The organism is Microbacterium sp. NPDC090014 (assembly GCF_044748285.1).
GTDB lineage: Bacteria > Actinomycetota > Actinomycetes > Actinomycetales > Microbacteriaceae > Microbacterium.
This window is the reverse complement of sequence record NZ_JBIVFS010000001.1, coordinates 2,395,826-2,411,972: the sequence shown is the minus strand read 5'-3', so window position 1 is coordinate 2,411,972 and position 16,147 is coordinate 2,395,826. Positions and strand designations below refer to the sequence as shown.

Sequence of the window (16,147 nt, the reverse complement as noted above, 5' to 3'; positions counted from 1 at the left end):
CATGCCCTTCTCCGGAGAGATCCATGAACGTGTAGCGAACGCACCGGTCGTGCCGCGCGGACTGCCCCTTGTCCTGCTCCTGACGGGTTTCACCGACGCAGGCAGCGCCGTCTCCGGGCTCATCGAGCACCTTCGCGAGACGACGTCGCCCGAGCCGATCGCCGTCTTCGACAACGACGTGCTGCTGGACTACCGCGCACGCCGCCCGGTGATCTCCTTCGACCAGGATCACCTGACCGAGTTCCGTCCTGCCCGGCTGGAGCTCTCGCTCGCGACCGACGCCCTCGGCCAGAAGTTCCTCCTCCTCGCCGGTTACGAGCCGGACTTCGCCTGGAACGAGTTCGCGCGCACCGTGCTCGAGCTCGCCGACGAATTCGAGGTCTCCGGGCTCAACTGGGTGCACTCGATCGCGATGCCGGTCCCGCACACCCGCCCCATCGGCACGACGGTGAGCGGCAACCGCCGTGAGCTCACCGTGGCTCACTCGGTATGGCGCCCGCGCACCCAGGTGCCGGCCACTGCGGGGCATCTCCTCGAATTCCGCTTCGCGGAGCACGGTGAGCGCGTCGTCGGGTTCGTGCTGCTCGTGCCGCACTACCTCGCCGAGACCGAGAACCCCGACGCCGTGATCGCGGCAGCCGAGAAGCTGATGGCCGCCACGGGCCTGGTCATCCTGCTCGACGAGGTGCAGGAGCGCCGCCAGGACTACCTCACGCGCGTCGACGACCAGGTGCTGGGCAACGATGAGCTGCAGCAGATGGTGCAGGGGCTCGAGCGCCGCTACGACGCGTATATGGCCGGTCGTGATCCTGAGGACGGGTCGTACGACGAGGGCGGATTCAACGAGCGCGACCTGCCGAGCGCGGATGAGCTCGCCGCAGAACTCGAGCGCTACCTCGCCTCGCGCCCCAGCGGCGACGAGGACAAGCCGGGTCGCGGCTGACATCGAGCGAGCGAACTTGGGCGGATTGCACCTGCATGCCCACACGTGTGCGATACTAGGACTCTGGCCCGTTGTCAATCGATCTTTCCGGAGATTGGACTTGACAAGGGTCTTACTAGTGTCCGAAATGCTCCGGGGCCTGCGAGCGGCCCCGTGAAAGGCGAAACGTGACTCCTGCCACGACGAAGAAGACCCGGACGAAGAAGACCGCCGACGCTCCCGAGGTCGATGCTCCGGTCGAGGAGGCCGCTGAGAAGCCGGCGCCCAAGACCGCCGCGCAGCGTGCCGCTGCCAAGCGCGCGCCCGCGAAGAAGAAGAAGGCCGATGACATCGTCGAAGACGACGAGACTCCTCCCGCCGCAGAGCCCGATGAGGACGACGAGGACTCCAAGCCGAAGTTCACCGAGCCTCTGCCCACGGGCGCGATCGTCATCTCGTCGAACGACGACGAAGACGTGCCCGTCTACTCCACGCAGATCACCGGTGCGACCGCCGACCCTGTCAAGGACTACCTGAAGCAGATCGGAAAGGTCGCCCTGCTGAACGCGGCCGAAGAGGTCGAGCTCGCGATGCGCATCGAGGCCGGCCTGTTCGCCGAGGAGAAGCTCTCCACGATGACGGCCGCCGAGAAGGCCAGCCAGCTCGGGCTCGACCTGCAGTGGGTCGCCCGCGACGGTCAGCGCGCGAAGAGCCACCTGCTCGGCGCGAACCTCCGTCTCGTCGTCTCGCTCGCCAAGCGCTACACCGGCCGCGGCATGCAGTTCCTGGACCTGATCCAGGAGGGCAACCTCGGTCTGATCCGCGCCGTCGAGAAATTCGACTACACCAAGGGCTTCAAGTTCTCGACGTACGCCACCTGGTGGATCCGTCAGGCGATCACCCGCGCGATGGCAGACCAGGCCCGCACCATCCGCATCCCCGTGCACATGGTCGAGGTCATCAACAAGCTCGCCCGAGTGCAGCGCCAGATGCTGCAGGACCTGGGCCGTGAGCCCACGCCCGAAGAGCTCAGCCGCGAGCTGGACATGACGCCCGAGAAGGTCGTCGAGGTGCAGAAGTACGGCCGAGAGCCGATCTCCCTGCACACGCCTCTCGGTGAGGACGGCGACAGCGAGTTCGGTGACCTCATCGAGGACACCGAGGCAGTGGTCCCCGCGGATGCCGTGGGCTTCACGATGCTGCAGCGTCAGCTGGAGCAGCTGCTCGACTCGCTCTCCGAGCGTGAGGCCGGTGTCATCCGGATGCGCTTCGGACTCGGCGACGGACAGCCCAAGACCCTCGACCAGATCGGTGACACGTTCGGCGTGACGCGTGAGCGCATCCGTCAGATCGAGTCGAAGACGATGGCGAAGCTCCGCCACCCGAGCCGCTCGCAGTCGCTGCGGGACTACCTCGAGTGATGCAGGCGAACGAAGGCAAGGCGCTCGAGGCGAGCGTCGACGGCAAGAACTACGCGCGCATCCCGCTGCGGACGCGCGTCGTCATGCCGAACGACGACCTCGACTCCGTCGTCCTGGAGTACGCGAAGGAAGCTGTTCAGCCCGGTGACCTGCTGTTCGTGACCGAGAAGATCGTGGCGATCACGCAGGGCCGGTCGTACCGGCTCGACGAGATCACGCCCCGTCCGCTTGCGCGCTTCCTGTCGCGATACGTCGTCCGCACCTCCTACGGCATCGGTCTCGGCATGCCCGAGACGATGGAGATGGCCTTGCGCGAATGCGGCACCCTGCGGATCCTCTTCGCAGCCGGCGTCTCGGTGATCACCAAGGCCTTCGGGCGTCGCGGTGACTTCTACCGCATCGCAGGTGACAAGGCACGCGCCATCGACGGCCCGACGAAGAACACGATCCCGCCGTACAACCAGGCGGTCGTCCTCGGACCGAAGAACCCGCGTGAGGTGGCCCTCCGTCTGAAGAAGATGCTCGGCGGCGACCTCGAGGTCGCCGTCGTCGACATCAACGACATCGGCGGCAACATCCTCGGCTCGACGCTCGACAAGGCGGGGGAGCGTCGGCTCGTCCAGATCCTGGGCGACAATCCTCTCGGCCAGGCGACGCAGTCGACCCCGATGGGGATCGTCCGCGAGGTCTGACCTCCGCGTGATCGACGCCTCAGCAAGAAGGGCCCGGATGCTCAGCATCCGGGCCCTTCTTCATGCCTGCCGCGGTCAGAACCCGATCGCGGCCTGGTAGCGCGGCTTGTGTCCTGTGCGGATCCCGGTGACGCTCGGCTTGTTCTCGTACACGCCGGCGCCCCAGTTGCCCTCGACGAGCACCGGACCGTCAGGCGTGACCACGACATCCCAGCCGACGTACTGGATCTGCGGTACGACGCGCGCGACCTGGTCGACGAACTCGCGGACCTCGTCCATCATCGGCAGCTGGAAGTCGGCGATCGGGAAGCCGGAGTCCGGGTGCGTGACGTGCACGTGGCCGTGAGAGTCGTATCCGGATCCCACAGAGTGACCGTTCTCGTCGAGCATCGTGTAGAAGCCGCCGAAGCTCATCTGGTCGCTCACCGCCCCGCGTCCGAACTTCTGGGCCATCGCGAGGATGTGCGTCTTCTCGCCATCGAAGAATGCGGTGATGCGGGTGGTGTTCACGGTGCCGGGGCACACGGCCGCGAGGTCGGCGTGCTGGCGGATGACCTCTTCGACGAGGACCTGCTTCTTCGAGAGCAGCTCGACGTGGAACGCATCCCAGTCGGTCACGTCGGCGGCGTGGTAGCGGTGGACACCCGTGCCCGCCTGGCCGTGCGTCTCCTTCACGACGATCGTGCCCTGGCGCTCGGTGAATGAACGCAGCTCGTCTGCGTTGCCCTGCGTGATGAGCATCCACTCCCTCTTGAGGAAGGCATCGAAGACGGCGTTGAACTCTGCCTTGTCATGGAACAGGTGCCGATAGTCGGGGTGGTCGTACTTCTGCGAGATCTCGTTCGACACGGGGTGGGTCATGAACGTGTCGCGCTCCGCCTTGGTGAGGATCGCGAAGTCGTAGTCGATGTAGTCCTGGAATCCGACGTTATGGCGGCCCGCTGACCACAGCATGTCGACGACCACGAGGGGAACGGCCTTGCCGTGCTGAGAAGACGCCTCTTTGGCCCTCTCGATGACCGAGGCGACGTCGATGCGGCGAGCACGCGCCAGCAGATAGCGGACGCGGGGCGCGAGGGAAAAGCGTGACATGGATCTCCAAGTTCGGGGTCCCCTCCAGTCTACGGTGGGTGCGTGGGGCATCCTGAGAAGGCGGAGCTAGGCTGGAAACGTGTGTGAGAAGACATCCAGCTCCCGCCCGCGCGCGATGATCTCGCGGTCGGCGCTCGCGGTCGCATCCGCTGCCGCCGTCGATGCAGGGGGACGCGTCGCCGACCTCCGCCGCGATGCCTGGGGGCATGGGGTGCTCTCCGTCGCACACGCGGTGGTCGCCGCCGGTGCGGAGGCCGTGCTGGTCGACCATGCCGAGGAGGTCGAGGCCCTGGCTCTCGAAGGCATCGACGCCGTGACGACCGGCGCACCGGATATCGACCCCTTCCTGCTCTACGGGCTCCCCGATGCGGAGGGAGCACTGAGCGCGAGGCCGGTCATGCGGCTCGTCGGCAGAGTGCTTTCCACGAAGCCGCTCAGGGCCGGAGACGCGGTCTCCTACGGCTACACCCATCGAGTGGCCCATGACACGACGGCCGCACTCATCACCGGCGGCTACGCCCAGGGGATCGTGCGCGCGCTGGGCAATGCCGCCCACGTGGAGATCGACGGTGTGCAGCGCCCGATCATCGGGCGTGTCGCGATGGATGTGTGCGTGATCGATCTGCAGGGATCCGCCGCCGTCACCGTGGGCGCCGAGGCCACCTACTTCGGAGGTCGCGGGCCGGCCGCTCCCGGGCTCGCCCGATGGAGCGCCGTCACCGGACTCACGATCGCCGAGCTCGTCACCGTCGCGGGGGCACACGCGGAGCGGGGGTGGGAGGCATGAGTCGGCCGGAGCTGCGGATCGACACCGACCTGTTCCGAGCGAACATCCGCGCGGTCCGCGATCGCATCGCCCCGTCGGAGCTCATGGTCGTCCTCAAGGACGACGCGTACGGTCACGGACTCCGGTGGGCCGTCGAGGCGGCGAAGGACACGGGCGTCGAGTGGTACGGGTCATACGACGTCCGAAGCGGGGTCGAAGCACGACGCGTGCTCGGCGACACCGGTCGGATCTTCGCGTGGGTCACCTCGACGGATGAGGAGATCGACGACGCGCTGCGCGCCGACATCGACCTCGGCGTCGGATCGGCGGAGTACCTGGCGCGCATCACCGCCAGGGCTGCGCATGCCGGCGCGCGGGCACGGATCCACCTCAAGATCGACACGGGGCTGCATCGCAACGGTCTGCTCCCGGCCGAGTGGGAGCGCACCGTCGCCGATGTGCGCGCGGGTGAAGCGGCGGGACACCTCGAGCTCGCCGGGATCTGGAGCCATCTCGCCGAGGCGAGCGACGACGAGGACGACGATGCTCAGGCCCTGTTCCTCGATGCCGTCCGTGTCGTGGAGCAGTCCGGACCGACGCCCGAGGCGCTGCACCTGACGGCATCCGCTGCGTCCTGGTGGCGGCCGGAGCTCCGCGGCTCGCTGTCTCGGATCGGGGCGTTCTGCTACGGCGTCCGCTCGGCGGAGGGACCCGACCTGCCGGGTGTCACGCCGGTGGCCGAGCTCACGGCGACGGTCCGGAAGATCTCGGACGGGAATGCGCAGGTCGGCGTCGGGTCGTTCGACGGTATCCCGTCCACTCTCGCGGGAGCAGACGTGGGCACCCCGGGCGGATCTCGCGAGCTGCTGCGGATCGACGAGACGACGTCGCTGGTCCAGGGGTGGCCGGGGATGCAGATCGGCGACTCGGTCTGGCTGTTTGGCGCGGGCGAGCACGGAGAAGCGAGTGCGACGACCCTCGCCGAGCGCGTCGACACCGTCGGCGAGGAGATCCTCACTCGGCTCACGAGCCGCGTGCGCCGGGTCACCACCCCTTAACGAAGGCGGAGCCCGTCTGGTGACGGGCTCCGAGGCGGATCGAACCGCGACCGATCAGTCGATCAGTCGTGCGGTCTCGTCGTGCCAGCTCGTTGCGATGCTGCGGAGCTTCTCTTCGTACTTGCGACCGTGGTGGGCGCAGAACAGGAGCTCGGATCCGTTGACCTCGGCGGCGATGTAGGCCTGAGCGCCACATGAATCACAGCGATCCATGGCGGTCAGGCGGAACTCGACGGCGGAGGTCTCACGTTCGGTCGTTGCGTTCATCTCGGGGCCTCCTTGAGTGTCGGGTTCGCTGGCTGGGCGTGTTCAATACAACCACGCTGGGGCTGTGTGCATGCCCGGTTTGCGGCGTGTTTCGCTCAGCGCGTACGCGCGGGTGCCGTACTGAGGGCTCCCGGGGAGTGTCTGCGGCTGGTGGAGAGGCATCGCGAATAGACTCGGAGATTGTGACCGCCGAGTATTCCGCCCATCATCTCCAGGTGCTCGAAGGGCTCGAGGCCGTCCGCAAGCGCCCAGGTATGTACATCGGCTCGAACGGATCCCCGGGCCTGATGCACTGCCTCTGGGAGATCATCGACAACGCCGTCGACGAGGCCGTCGCGGGCAACGGCTCGAAGATCGACATCATCCTGCATGAGGACGGCAGTGTCGAGGTCCACGACCGCGGTCGCGGCATCCCCGTCGACGTCGAGCCGCGCACCGGTCTCACCGGCGTCGAGGTCGTCTTCACGAAGCTGCATGCCGGCGGAAAGTTCGGCGGAGGCTCGTACGCGGCATCCGGTGGTCTGCACGGTGTGGGCGCCTCTGTGGTGAACGCCCTCTCGGAGCGGCTCGACGTCGAGGTAGACCGAGGTGGCAAGACCTATGCCATGTCGTTCCATCGCGGAGAGCCCGGACTCTTCGCCGACAAGGGTGAGAAGCGGCCGGACGCTCCGTTCACCCCGTTCCAGGACAAGAGCGAGCTGCGGGTCGTCGGCAAGGCGCCGCGCGGCACGAGCGGAACACGTATCCGCTATTGGGCGGATCACCAGATCTTCACGAAGGATGCCGCGTTCCAGCTCAACGACCTGGTGACTCGCGCACGTCAGACGGCGTTCCTCGTCCCAGGGCTGGAACTCGTGATCCGCGACGAGCGCGCGGCCAACGGCGCCGAGGTCGAGGGCCAGCCGATCGAGACGTCCTACCGGTACGACGGCGGCATCTCGGAGTTCGTCGAGTACCTCGCGAACGACGCTCCCGTCACCGACACCTGGCGCATCCAGGGCGAAGGCACGTTCAAAGAGACAGTGCCGGTGCTGCAGGCCGACGGCCACATGATCGCCACAGAGGTCGAGCGCGTCTGCGCCGTCGACATCGCGATGCGGTGGGGCACCGGCTACGACACGACCACGCGGTCGTTCGTCAACATCATCGCGACCCCCAAGGGCGGCACCCACCAGCAGGGCTTCGAGCAGGAGCTGCTCAAGGTGCTGCGCTCGCAGGTCGAGCAGAACGCACGTCGATTGAAGGTCGGCAGCAACGACAAGCTCGAGAAGGACGACGTCCTCGCCGGGCTCACCGCGGTGCTCACGGTGAACGTCCCCGAGCCGCAGTTCGAGGGCCAGACGAAGGAGATCCTCGGCACCCCGGCCGTGCGTCAGATCGTGGCCCAGGTGCTCCGGAAGGATCTCGGCGCCCGATTCAGCTCGACGAAGCGCGACGACAAGAGCCAGTCGACGCAGCTGCTCGACAAGGTGGTCGCGGAGATGAAGGCACGAGTCTCCGCTCGTGCCCACAAGGAGACCCAGCGCCGAAAGAACGCGCTCGAGTCCTCCACCCTTCCGACCAAGCTGGTCGACTGCCGCACGAACGAGGTGGAGCGCAGCGAGCTGTTCATCGTCGAGGGAGACTCCGCGCTCGGCACAGCGAAGAACGCACGGAACAGCGAGTTCCAGGCGCTGCTGCCCATTCGCGGAAAGATCCTCAACGTCCAGAAGGCGTCGGTCGGCGACATGCTGTCGAACGCCGAGTGCGCATCGATCATCCAGGTGATCGGTGCGGGCTCCGGCCGCAGCTTCGACATCGACGCCGCGCGGTACGGCAAGGTCATCCTGATGAGCGACGCCGATGTCGACGGCGCGCACATCCGCACGCTCCTGCTCACGCTGTTCTATCGCTACATGCGGCCGCTCATCGAGCATGGCCGCGTGTTCGCCGCGGTGCCGCCGCTGCACCGCGTGATCGTGATGAATCCGGGCTCCAAGCCCAACGAGACCATCTACACCTACAGCGAGCAGGAGATGCACGCCCTTCTCGCCAAGCTCCGCAAGTCGGGCAAGCGGTGGCACGAGCCGATTCAGCGATACAAGGGACTCGGCGAGATGGACGCGGAGCAGCTCGCCACGACCACCATGGAACGCGGCGGCCGCCTGCTGCGCCGGGTGCGCATGGAGGATGCCGAGGCGGCGGGTCGCGTGTTCGAGCTGCTGATGGGCAACGAGGTCGCGCCTCGACGTGAGTTCATCATCGATTCGTCCGATCGCCTCTCTCGGGAATCGATCGACGCCTGATCGTTCAGCGCCTCAGCGCCAGAGCCGCGCGGTAGACATCGAGCAGCGCGTCGCGGTGGGCGTTCGGCAAGCGGCGTGGAACAGAGCTCAGACCAGAGTGCGGCCGATGCTCCCGATCACGCCGTCCACCGGCTGACCCGATGCGTCGCGTCGTGCGCCGGGTTCGGGGAGCTTGCGCACCGCACCCGTCGGATCGACGGCCTGCGCCGGGCTCGGCCCGACCCAGGCGACCATGAGGCGGTCCTCGCCCTTCAGGAAGGCGTGGGCACGGACTCCGCCGGTCGCTCGGCCCTTCGAGGGATACTCCGCGAACGAGGTCACCTTGGCACGTCCCGGTTCGGTACCGGGCAGGCTGCTGTCGGAACCGGAGACCGTGGCGACGACGGCATCGGCATCCGGAGTGACAGCGCCGAAGAACAGCACGGACGCGCCGGCCCCCAGCTTCATGCCCGCCATGCCGCCGGCCGGTGCTCCCTGCGGGCGCACGGCTGAGGCCGAGAAGCGCAGCAGCTGGGCATCCGTGGTCACGAACACGAGGTCTGCGTCATCCTGAGCCTCGACAGCACCCACGACCGTGTCGCCGGGCTTCATGCCGATGACCTCGAGGTCGGGACGCACGGGGAGCGTGGAGGGAACGATCCGCTTGACTGTGCCCTGGGCCGTGCCCAGGGCGATCGGGACGTCGCTGTCGAAGCGCACGAACGCGAGGATCCGCTCTCCGCGGGTGGTGATCCCGAGGTAGTCGCGCAGCGGCGCGCCTGCCGCGAGCTGCACGGAAGACGACGGTACCGACGGCAGATCGACGGGGGAGAAGCGCAGCACGCGCCCTTCCGTCGTCAGTGCACCGATCTCCGCGCGCACCGTCGTGTCGACGGTGGTCAGGATCGCGTCGTGCTTGCTCCGTCGGGCCGGCAGCGTGAGCTCCTGCCCCTCGGCGAGGTCCACGCGCACGGCGCGTCCGGTCGTCGACAGCACGAGCACGGTGGGAGCATCGGCGATCTGCAGGTCAACGGCACCCTTCGTCGCGCGCGGCTTCGGGGGCGCGGCGTTCATCAGGAGCGTACGGCGAGGAGTGCCGTAGGCCTCGGCTGCGGCATCCAACTCCTGTGCGACCACTGCGCGCAGCAGGGCCTCGCTCGACAGGAGATCGCGGAGTCTGGCGATCTCGGCGAGCAGCGCGTCGCGCTCGGTCTCGAGCTCGATGCGCGAGAACTTCGTCAGACGCCGCAGGCGCAGCTCGAGGATGTACTCCGCCTGCAGTTCGCTGAGGTCGAAGACGGACCGCAGTCGTGCGCGCGCCTGCTCGGAGTCGTCGGAGGAGCGGATGACCTGGATGACCTCGTCGATGTCGAGGATCGCGATGAGGAGCCCCTCGACGAGGTGCAGACGCTCTTCGCGGCGAGCGAGGCGATAGCGGCTGCGGCGCGTGATGACCTCGAGCCGGTGCGCGACATAGACGCGCAGCATCTCCTTGAGCCCGAGGGTGCGCGGCTGGCCGTCGACCAGAGCCACGTTGTTGATGCTGAAGGAATCCTCGAGAGGCGTGAGCCGGTAGAGCTGCTCGAGGACGGCGTTGGGGTCGAACCCGGTCTTGATGCCGATCGCGACGCGCAGGCCGTGGTTGCGGTCGGTGAGGTCGGTCACGTCGCTGATGCCCTGCAGCTTCTTCGACTGGACGGCGTCACGGATCTTCTCGATCAGTCGCTCCGGCCCGACCATGTACGGCAGCTCGGATACGACGATGCCGGTGCGCCGCGGGCCGAGTGGCTCGACCGACACCTTGCCGCGCACCTTCAATGCGCCGCGTCCGGTCGCGTATGCGTCCTTGACTCCGTCGAGACCCATCAGGATGCCGCCCGAGGGGAAGTCCGGTCCGGGGACGAACTCCATGAGCTCTTCGGTCGTCGCGTCGGGATTCTCGAGCAGGTGGGTGGCGGCGGCGACGACCTCGATCAGGTTGTGCGGTGCCATGTTGGTCGCCATGCCGACGGCGATACCGCTCGCTCCGTTGACGAGCAGGTTCGGGAAAGCTGCGGGCAGCACGGACGGCTGCTGGAACTGGCCGTCGTAGTTCGGGATGAAATCGACGACGTCCTCGTCGAGGTTCTCGGTGAGCGCCATCGCGGGGGAGGCGAGACGCGCCTCGGTGTAGCGCGCAGCCGCGGGACCGTCGTCGAGCGAGCCGAAGTTGCCGTGTCCGTCGACCAGCGGCACGCGCAGCGCCCACTCCTGGGCGAGGCGCACGAGGGCGTCGTAGATCGCCGAGTCGCCGTGCGGGTGCAGCTTTCCCATGACCTCGCCCACGACGCGGGCGCTCTTGACGTGACCGCGGTCGGGACGGAGGCCCATCTCGGCCATCTGATACAGGATGCGTCGCTGCACGGGCTTCAGGCCGTCGCGAGCGTCGGGCAGAGCCCGCGAGTAGATCACCGAGTAGGCGTACTCGAGGAAGGAACCCTGCATCTCTGTCTCGAGATCGATGTCCTGGATACGCTCAGGGGCGAGCTCGGCAGGCGGGGTCTTCGGCATGGGCATCCTGAATGGTGCGAGGCTGAGGGCGTACGGGAGCCTGTGTCAGACTGGCTCGGATGTCCCTCATTCTACCGTCCGAGTCGCCGGCAGCCCGGAGCGTCGTCGGGGTGGCGGACGACGTGTTCGCCGCTCTGCGCGGTGAGTCCGCGACCCTGCCGCGGGCCGAGTCCGTCGTCCTCGTGCTCATCGACGGCCTCGGCGCCATCAGTCTGCGCGCCCATGCCGGCCACGCCAGAGCGCTCACCGCCGGTATGGCGAAGAAGGATGTCGCCCATTCGGTCTTCCCCTCGACCACCGCGGCGGCTCTCACCAGCATCCTCACGGGCACATGGCCCGGCCAGCATGGACTGGTCGGCTACCGGGTCCTCGATCCCGACAGGGACGTGCTGGTCAACCAGCTCACGGGCTGGGAGTCGGATGGTCTCGATCCGGCGACGTGGCAGGCGGCTCCGACGGTCTTCGAGCGCGCCAGGTCAGAGGGTCGTCCGACCTTCGCCGTCGGCGTCGCGGCGTACGCGGGGAGCGGGTTCACCCGTGCGACGCTGCGCGGTGCCGACTTCGTCGCCGCCCAGACACCCGCCGAGCGAGTGGAGGCCGCATACGACCTCGCGGAGCGCCACCCGGGCTCGCTCGTCTACTGCTACCTCCCCGAGGCCGACAAGGCGGGGCACAGATACGGCCTCGACTCCGCACACTGGATCGCCGCGCTCGAGGAGATCGACGCCGCGCTCTCACGACGTGTGCCGCCGGGTGTCGGTGTGCTCGTGACGTCGGACCACGGCATGCTCGACGTGCCGGCACACCGGCAGATCGTTCTCGAGGCAGAGCACCTCGAGGGAGTTCGCCATCTCGGTGGGGAACCGCGGATGCTGCACGTCTATGTCGAACCGGATGCCGACGCATCTGCGGTCGCCGAGCGGTGGGTTCGTGACCTCGACGGCGTCGCTGATGTCGGAACCCGGGATCAGGCGATCACGGCGGGGTTGTTCGGCCCGGAGGTGACCGAGGCGGCCTCGTCGCGGATCGGCGATGTCCTCGTCGTGGCCCGGGGCAACGGTGCCGTCTACGACGGCACGGCTGCAGACCAGCGCGGCCGTGGAATGATCGGGCAGCACGGGGGACTGACTCCGGAGGAGCGTCAGGTTCCGCTGCTCAGGTTCGGAGCCTTCGCGCGCTGAGTCCTCGCACTCGTGCCGGGTGCCGGTCTACTCGTCGGTGCGGGCCCCGAAGACGATCTCGTCCCACGACGGCATCGCGTTGCGGCGTCGACGGCGACCGTTGCCCTCGTTCGCGGGCTCCGGCGCGGGCTCCGGCTCGTCACTCTCCGCGGGAACGCTCTCGAAGGCGTCGAACAGCGCGATCGGACTCTGGTCCGTGTTCTCGTCGTCCGGCTCGTCGAGGATCGGTGCGGTCTCGCGCTGACCCCGCCGGCGTCGCAACGCCTCGAGCAGGTCGGCGGTCTCGGGGCTCGTCGTCGCGGACTCCGGCGCGCGCTTGATCGCGGCGTCCTGCGCCGCTGCCATCGAGCGCTCTGGGGCGATGCTGTCGTCGACCTCGGTTTCGGGCGCCGGGAGCAGACGTGGTCCGAATGCGCCGGAGTCGAAACGGCTGTCGTCCTTGTAGGGCGATGCCTGCCGTTCGGCCTCGACGGCGCGCAGTCGCGGGATGAGTCCGTCCGGCAGCGAGCCCTGGCGAGACAGCTGGGTCGCATCGGCGTTGAGCGGTGCGAGGGCGCTGCGGCGGGGGTCGAAGCTCCAGCGAGCGTCGTGCTCGACCTCGTTGGCGGTGAACTCGAGCTTGATGATCCAGCCGCTCTCGTCCTTCCAGCTCGCCCAGCGCTCGGCAGAGGCCTCGACCTCTGACAGCTTGGCTCGGATCGCGGTGCCGAAAGTCGGCTGAGCGTCGGGCTCGACATCGCTGCCGATCAGGACGGGTACGGCGAGCGCCTGGCCGATGACGTGCTCGCGCTCGGCGAGAACGGGTCCTTCGAAGCGGATGACGTCGTCGACGCCGATGCCGAGGAGGGCCGCGACCTCGGGCGCCGTGAGGCCGGCGCGGATCTGAGCCTGGATGTCGCGCGGGCTCGCCGCGAGACGCTGAGCAGCCGGCTCGCTCTGTCGCGTCGCCCGACGGATCTCTCGGTGCAGGACGTCGTCGATGGGCAGCGCGAACCGCTCGCCCGACTCGGTCGCGAGTACGAGCAGTCCTGCTTCTGTGCCGACGATGGTGACGTTTTCCATGCGAATGCCCCTCTGATGGGTGTGCGTTCATGGTGTCACGCGGGGCCGCTCAGAACCGGGAATAGTCTGGGCGTGCCGTGAGTTTGGTCTGTCGCAGCCGCGGGCATTTGCTTATTCCTCCGCGGTCATGCAAACTATGGCCGCCGATTACCCCGACGGCGCACCACCCACTCGCATGAAAGTGGAGATTTACCACATGGCAACCGACTACGACGCTCCCCGCAAGAGTGAAGACGACTCCGAGTCGATCGAAGCCCTCAAGGAGCGTGTGCCGGACAAGCTCTCCGGCTCATCGGGAGACGAAGACGCGGACAACCCGTCCAGCTTCGACCTCCCGGGAGCGGATCTCTCCGACCTCGAGCTCGATGTCGTCGTGCTGCCCGCGCAGCAGGACGAGTTCACCTGCATGAACTGCTTCCTCGTGAAGCACCGTTCTCAGCTCGACCACGAGGGCGCATCCGGCCCCATCTGCAAGGAGTGCGCCGCCTGAGCGCACCATAGAGCGAGATCTCACGCGCCCCCGACCTCTTGGTCAGGGGCGCGTCGTCTTTCCGGCCTTGAGCGGCGTGATCGATCCCGCAGCGTGCTCAGGCGGGCGGCGTGGTCAGCGCTGGGCGGCGACGATCGCGGCGGCCAGCCGATCGGGCGTGCGCGACGAGATGGTCCAGGTGTCGACGGGATCGTCGGGGTCGATGTTCGGAACGACGACGATGCCGTCTACCCCGCCCCGGATCAGATGCCAGCCTCGCGCCGGAAGCCCCGGTCCTCGAGCCTGGCGCGCCTCTTCGCCGTTCAGCGCCCGTGGTGTGCCGAGGTGTCGGACGTCGATGTGCGCTCGACCGGCCCGCAGCACATCGCCGTCGACCGAGACGGGCGGGGCGAGTGCGAGGAAGGCGATCACGAGGAGAGCCGAGACCGCTGCGCCGACGACCAGGGCGATGGTCGAGCCGACGGGCACGAAGATGAGCGCCACCATGGGGCCCGCCAGAGCGACCGTCACCAGCAGCCACAGGCTGGGGGACAGTCTCTCGCGGTAGTGGATCCGCGCGTCAGGAGCGATGTTCTGCATTAGCCTCGTGGGGTGACTGATTCCGTTGATGTCCCCATTATCGCCTCTGTGGTGCCCGGCTACGCCCACCCCGGTGATGCGGGCGCCGATCTCGTCGCCGCCGAGGCCGTCCACCTGGCACCCGGCGAGCGGGCGCTCGTGGCCACCGGAGTGCGCATCGCCCTGCCCGAGGGATATGCCGCCTTCGTGGTGCCGCGCAGCGGGCTCGCGGCCAAGCACGGGATCTCGATCGTCAACTCGCCCGGCACGGTGGATGCCGGCTATCGCGGTGAGATCAAGGTGAGCCTGATCAACACCGACATCCACAGCGCGTACGATGTCGCCGTCGGCGATCGCATCGCGCAACTGATCGTGATGCCCGTGACCCGAGCCGTGTTCATCCCGGTCGAGGAGCTGCCAGAGAGCGTCCGCGGCGAGGGTGGCTTCGGCTCGACGGGCTACCAGGCAGGATCCCATTCCCCTTCGGCAGGACAGACCAATGACTGACAACAACGCGACTCCTTCGAAGTCCGCACCGGACGACCGGGCGACACAGGGCCCGTTCGACGACTCCGAGGCGAACCCCGTCCGGCCCTACATCGATCTCGGCGGCATCAAGATCCTTCCGCGCGAGGGCCTCAACCTTCGGCTCGAGGTCGAAGAGCAGTCCAAGCGCATCGTGGCCGTCGGGCTCGACTACGCCGATTCGTCCCTGCAGGTGCAGCCTTTCGCGGCACCGCGCTCGGGCGGTCTCTGGGACGAGACCCGGGTGCAGCTGCGTGATCAGGTGCGCACCCAGGGCGGCCGGGTCGAGGAGCGCGACGGTCCCCTCGGCAAGGAGCTCCTCGCCGAGGTTCCCGCGGCGGCCAACGAGGGATCCGAGCTGCGCCTCGCGCGCTTCATCGGCATCGACGGGCCCCGCTGGTTCCTTCGTGGGGTCATCGGCGGAGCCGCGGCATCCGATCTCGAAGCGGCCGCCAAGGTCGAGGATCTCTTCCGGTCGATCGTCGTCGTGCGCGGTGGCGCTCCGATGCCGCCGCGCGACCTGATCCCGCTGAAGATGCCCGCGACTCCCGGCTCCGCGTGACCACCCCGGCCCCGGAGCCCGAGCGCGAGCAGAGCGCGTCGGACATCGTCGGCGCGGCTCTCGGCGGCGCCGCTCGCCGAGCGGGTCTCGACCCGAACGAGAGCGGCGCGACGCACCGTGTGGTGTGGTCCGCGATCGGCGGATGGCGCGGCATCCTCGAGTCCGTCCTTCCGAGCCTCGCGTTCGTCATCCTCTTCACCATCCGCCCCGAGCCGCTGATCGTTCCTCTGGGCGTGTCGGTCGGGCTCGCCGCGGTGTTCACCGTCGTGCGGCTGATCCAGAAGTCACCCCCGTCTGCGGCCATCGGCGGTCTCGTGGCCGCCGCGGCCGCGGCTGCGCTCGCGCTGTGGACGGGCCGCGGCGAAGACAACTTCGTCCCCGGTCTCATCACCAACGCCGTCTATGGCACCGGCATGCTGGTGTCGGCGCTGATCGGCTGGTCGCTGATCGGTCTCGCGGTCGGTTTCCTGATGGGGGAGGGCACCGCATGGCGGCGCGACCGTCGCAAGCGTCGTGCCTTCCTGTGGCTCGGCGTGGCCTGGGCCGCTCTGTTCTTCGCACGTCTCGCAGTGCAGTTGCCGCTGTACCTCGCCGGAGACGTCACCGCGCTCGGCACGCTGAAGCTGATCATGGGCCTGCCGCTGTTCGCGCCGCTGATCGCCGTCACCTGGCTCGTCGTGCGCGCGCTGTATCCGCGCGGCGCCGATGCCGACAAGGCCGCTCAGCCGTGATAGATT

16 protein-coding genes are annotated in these 16,147 nt (G+C 68.1%); 11 read left to right on the top strand and 5 right to left on the bottom strand.

Annotated features, from left to right (window positions below; translation table 11 throughout):
* Nucleotide 1: 1 nt before the first annotated feature.
* The 3 genes from ACIPV5_RS11450 to ACIPV5_RS11440 all read left to right on the top strand — a co-directional run bounded on the left by ACIPV5_RS11450 (nucleotide 2) and on the right by ACIPV5_RS11440 (nucleotide 3,035).
* Entirely contained in the window at nucleotides 2-943 is a 942-nt protein-coding gene (locus ACIPV5_RS11450; protein WP_053096264.1) for a proteasome assembly chaperone family protein, read from the top strand.
* 167 nt (nucleotides 944-1,110) lie between these two features.
* The gene (locus tag ACIPV5_RS11445) at nucleotides 1,111-2,343 is read left to right on the top strand and encodes an RNA polymerase sigma factor (protein WP_053096261.1); all 1,233 of its coding nucleotides are present in this window, start codon (nucleotides 1,111-1,113) and stop codon (nucleotides 2,341-2,343) included.
* Nucleotides 2,343-3,035: a coenzyme F420-0:L-glutamate ligase gene (locus ACIPV5_RS11440; RefSeq protein WP_053096259.1), complete on the top strand. Its 693-nt coding sequence runs from the start codon at nucleotides 2,343-2,345 to the stop codon at nucleotides 3,033-3,035. Before ACIPV5_RS11445 ends, ACIPV5_RS11440 begins: the two co-directional genes overlap by 1 nt.
* 75 nt (nucleotides 3,036-3,110) lie before the next feature.
* Here ACIPV5_RS11440 and ACIPV5_RS11435 read toward each other — a convergent pair whose 3' ends face one another.
* Complete coding sequence (locus ACIPV5_RS11435; protein WP_400341048.1) at nucleotides 3,111-4,127, bottom strand: sugar-transfer associated ATP-grasp domain-containing protein; 1,017 nt, start codon at nucleotides 4,125-4,127, stop codon at nucleotides 3,111-3,113.
* Nucleotides 4,128-4,206: 79 nt separating this feature from the next.
* On the opposite strand from ACIPV5_RS11435, the gene ACIPV5_RS11430 reads away from it, so the two are divergent.
* Both ACIPV5_RS11430 and ACIPV5_RS11425 read left to right on the top strand, forming a co-directional pair.
* On the top strand, nucleotides 4,207-4,914 hold the full coding sequence (locus ACIPV5_RS11430) for an alanine racemase (protein WP_230101208.1): 708 nt from the start codon (nucleotides 4,207-4,209) through the stop codon (nucleotides 4,912-4,914).
* Entirely contained in the window at nucleotides 4,911-5,951 is a 1,041-nt protein-coding gene (locus ACIPV5_RS11425) for an alanine racemase (protein WP_295102724.1), read from the top strand. Before ACIPV5_RS11430 ends, ACIPV5_RS11425 begins: the two co-directional genes overlap by 4 nt.
* Before the next feature lie 54 nt (nucleotides 5,952-6,005).
* Here ACIPV5_RS11425 and ACIPV5_RS11420 read toward each other — a convergent pair whose 3' ends face one another.
* Complete coding sequence (locus tag ACIPV5_RS11420) at nucleotides 6,006-6,218, bottom strand: hypothetical protein (RefSeq protein WP_042540282.1); 213 nt, start codon at nucleotides 6,216-6,218, stop codon at nucleotides 6,006-6,008.
* 182 nt (nucleotides 6,219-6,400) lie between these two features.
* On the opposite strand from ACIPV5_RS11420, the gene ACIPV5_RS11415 reads away from it, so the two are divergent.
* Complete coding sequence (locus tag ACIPV5_RS11415) at nucleotides 6,401-8,503, top strand: type IIA DNA topoisomerase subunit B (protein WP_082297819.1); 2,103 nt, start codon at nucleotides 6,401-6,403, stop codon at nucleotides 8,501-8,503.
* A gap of 87 nt (nucleotides 8,504-8,590) precedes the next feature.
* Here ACIPV5_RS11415 and ACIPV5_RS11410 read toward each other — a convergent pair whose 3' ends face one another.
* A complete protein-coding gene (locus ACIPV5_RS11410; RefSeq protein ID WP_082297818.1) occupies nucleotides 8,591-11,032 on the bottom strand; it encodes a DNA topoisomerase (ATP-hydrolyzing) subunit A in 2,442 nt (813 codons plus the stop codon).
* Between the two features lie 59 nt (nucleotides 11,033-11,091).
* On the opposite strand from ACIPV5_RS11410, the gene ACIPV5_RS11405 reads away from it, so the two are divergent.
* Nucleotides 11,092-12,213 carry an alkaline phosphatase family protein gene (locus ACIPV5_RS11405; RefSeq protein ID WP_400341047.1) on the top strand — a complete coding sequence of 374 codons (1,122 nt, stop codon included), beginning with the start codon at nucleotides 11,092-11,094 and terminating at the stop codon, nucleotides 12,211-12,213.
* 27 nt (nucleotides 12,214-12,240) lie between these two features.
* Here the strand turns inward: ACIPV5_RS11405 and sepH are convergent, their stop codons facing one another.
* A complete protein-coding gene (gene sepH, locus ACIPV5_RS11400) occupies nucleotides 12,241-13,275 on the bottom strand; it encodes a septation protein SepH (RefSeq protein WP_394194094.1) in 1,035 nt (344 codons plus the stop codon).
* Nucleotides 13,276-13,471: 196 nt separating this feature from the next.
* On the opposite strand from sepH, the gene ACIPV5_RS11395 reads away from it, so the two are divergent.
* Nucleotides 13,472-13,765 (top strand): DUF4193 domain-containing protein, encoded by a 294-nt coding sequence (locus tag ACIPV5_RS11395; RefSeq protein WP_042540214.1) that lies wholly within the window; start codon nucleotides 13,472-13,474, stop codon nucleotides 13,763-13,765.
* 114 nt (nucleotides 13,766-13,879) lie between these two features.
* Here ACIPV5_RS11395 and ACIPV5_RS11390 read toward each other — a convergent pair whose 3' ends face one another.
* Nucleotides 13,880-14,344, bottom strand: a complete 465-nt coding sequence (locus ACIPV5_RS11390) for a DUF3093 domain-containing protein (protein ID WP_056278808.1) — start codon at nucleotides 14,342-14,344, stop codon at nucleotides 13,880-13,882.
* 12 nt (nucleotides 14,345-14,356) lie between these two features.
* Between ACIPV5_RS11390 and dut the strand changes: the two genes are divergently transcribed.
* Genes dut through ACIPV5_RS11375 form a run of 3 tightly spaced genes read left to right on the top strand, consistent with a single transcriptional unit; the run spans nucleotide 14,357 to nucleotide 16,141 of the window.
* A complete protein-coding gene (gene dut, locus ACIPV5_RS11385) occupies nucleotides 14,357-14,830 on the top strand; it encodes a dUTP diphosphatase (protein ID WP_056278807.1) in 474 nt (157 codons plus the stop codon).
* Complete coding sequence (locus tag ACIPV5_RS11380) at nucleotides 14,823-15,410, top strand: DUF3710 domain-containing protein (RefSeq protein ID WP_056278806.1); 588 nt, start codon at nucleotides 14,823-14,825, stop codon at nucleotides 15,408-15,410. Before dut ends, ACIPV5_RS11380 begins: the two co-directional genes overlap by 8 nt.
* Entirely contained in the window at nucleotides 15,407-16,141 is a 735-nt protein-coding gene (locus ACIPV5_RS11375) for a DUF3159 domain-containing protein (RefSeq protein WP_372983504.1), read from the top strand. The genes ACIPV5_RS11380 and ACIPV5_RS11375 overlap by 4 nt, the downstream gene beginning before the upstream one ends.
* Nucleotides 16,142-16,147: the final 6 nt, after the last annotated feature.

Coding starts and splice junctions, on each gene's coding strand:
- ACIPV5_RS11450 (WP_053096264.1), top strand. CDS start 2: ATGCCCTTCTCCGGAGAGATCCATGAACGTGTAGCGAACGCACCGGTC.
- ACIPV5_RS11440 (WP_053096259.1), top strand. CDS start 2,343: ATGCAGGCGAACGAAGGCAAGGCGCTCGAGGCGAGCGTCGACGGCAAG.
- ACIPV5_RS11435 (WP_400341048.1), bottom strand. CDS start 4,127: ATGTCACGCTTTTCCCTCGCGCCCCGCGTCCGCTATCTGCTGGCGCGT.
- ACIPV5_RS11425 (WP_295102724.1), top strand. CDS start 4,911: ATGAGTCGGCCGGAGCTGCGGATCGACACCGACCTGTTCCGAGCGAAC.
- ACIPV5_RS11420 (WP_042540282.1), bottom strand. CDS start 6,218: ATGAACGCAACGACCGAACGTGAGACCTCCGCCGTCGAGTTCCGCCTG.
- ACIPV5_RS11410 (WP_082297818.1), bottom strand. CDS start 11,032: ATGCCGAAGACCCCGCCTGCCGAGCTCGCCCCTGAGCGTATCCAGGAC.
- ACIPV5_RS11405 (WP_400341047.1), top strand. CDS start 11,092: ATGTCCCTCATTCTACCGTCCGAGTCGCCGGCAGCCCGGAGCGTCGTC.
- sepH (WP_394194094.1), bottom strand. CDS start 13,275: ATGGAAAACGTCACCATCGTCGGCACAGAAGCAGGACTGCTCGTACTC.
- ACIPV5_RS11395 (WP_042540214.1), top strand. CDS start 13,472: ATGGCAACCGACTACGACGCTCCCCGCAAGAGTGAAGACGACTCCGAG.
- ACIPV5_RS11390 (WP_056278808.1), bottom strand. CDS start 14,344: ATGCAGAACATCGCTCCTGACGCGCGGATCCACTACCGCGAGAGACTG.
- ACIPV5_RS11380 (WP_056278806.1), top strand. CDS start 14,823: ATGACTGACAACAACGCGACTCCTTCGAAGTCCGCACCGGACGACCGG.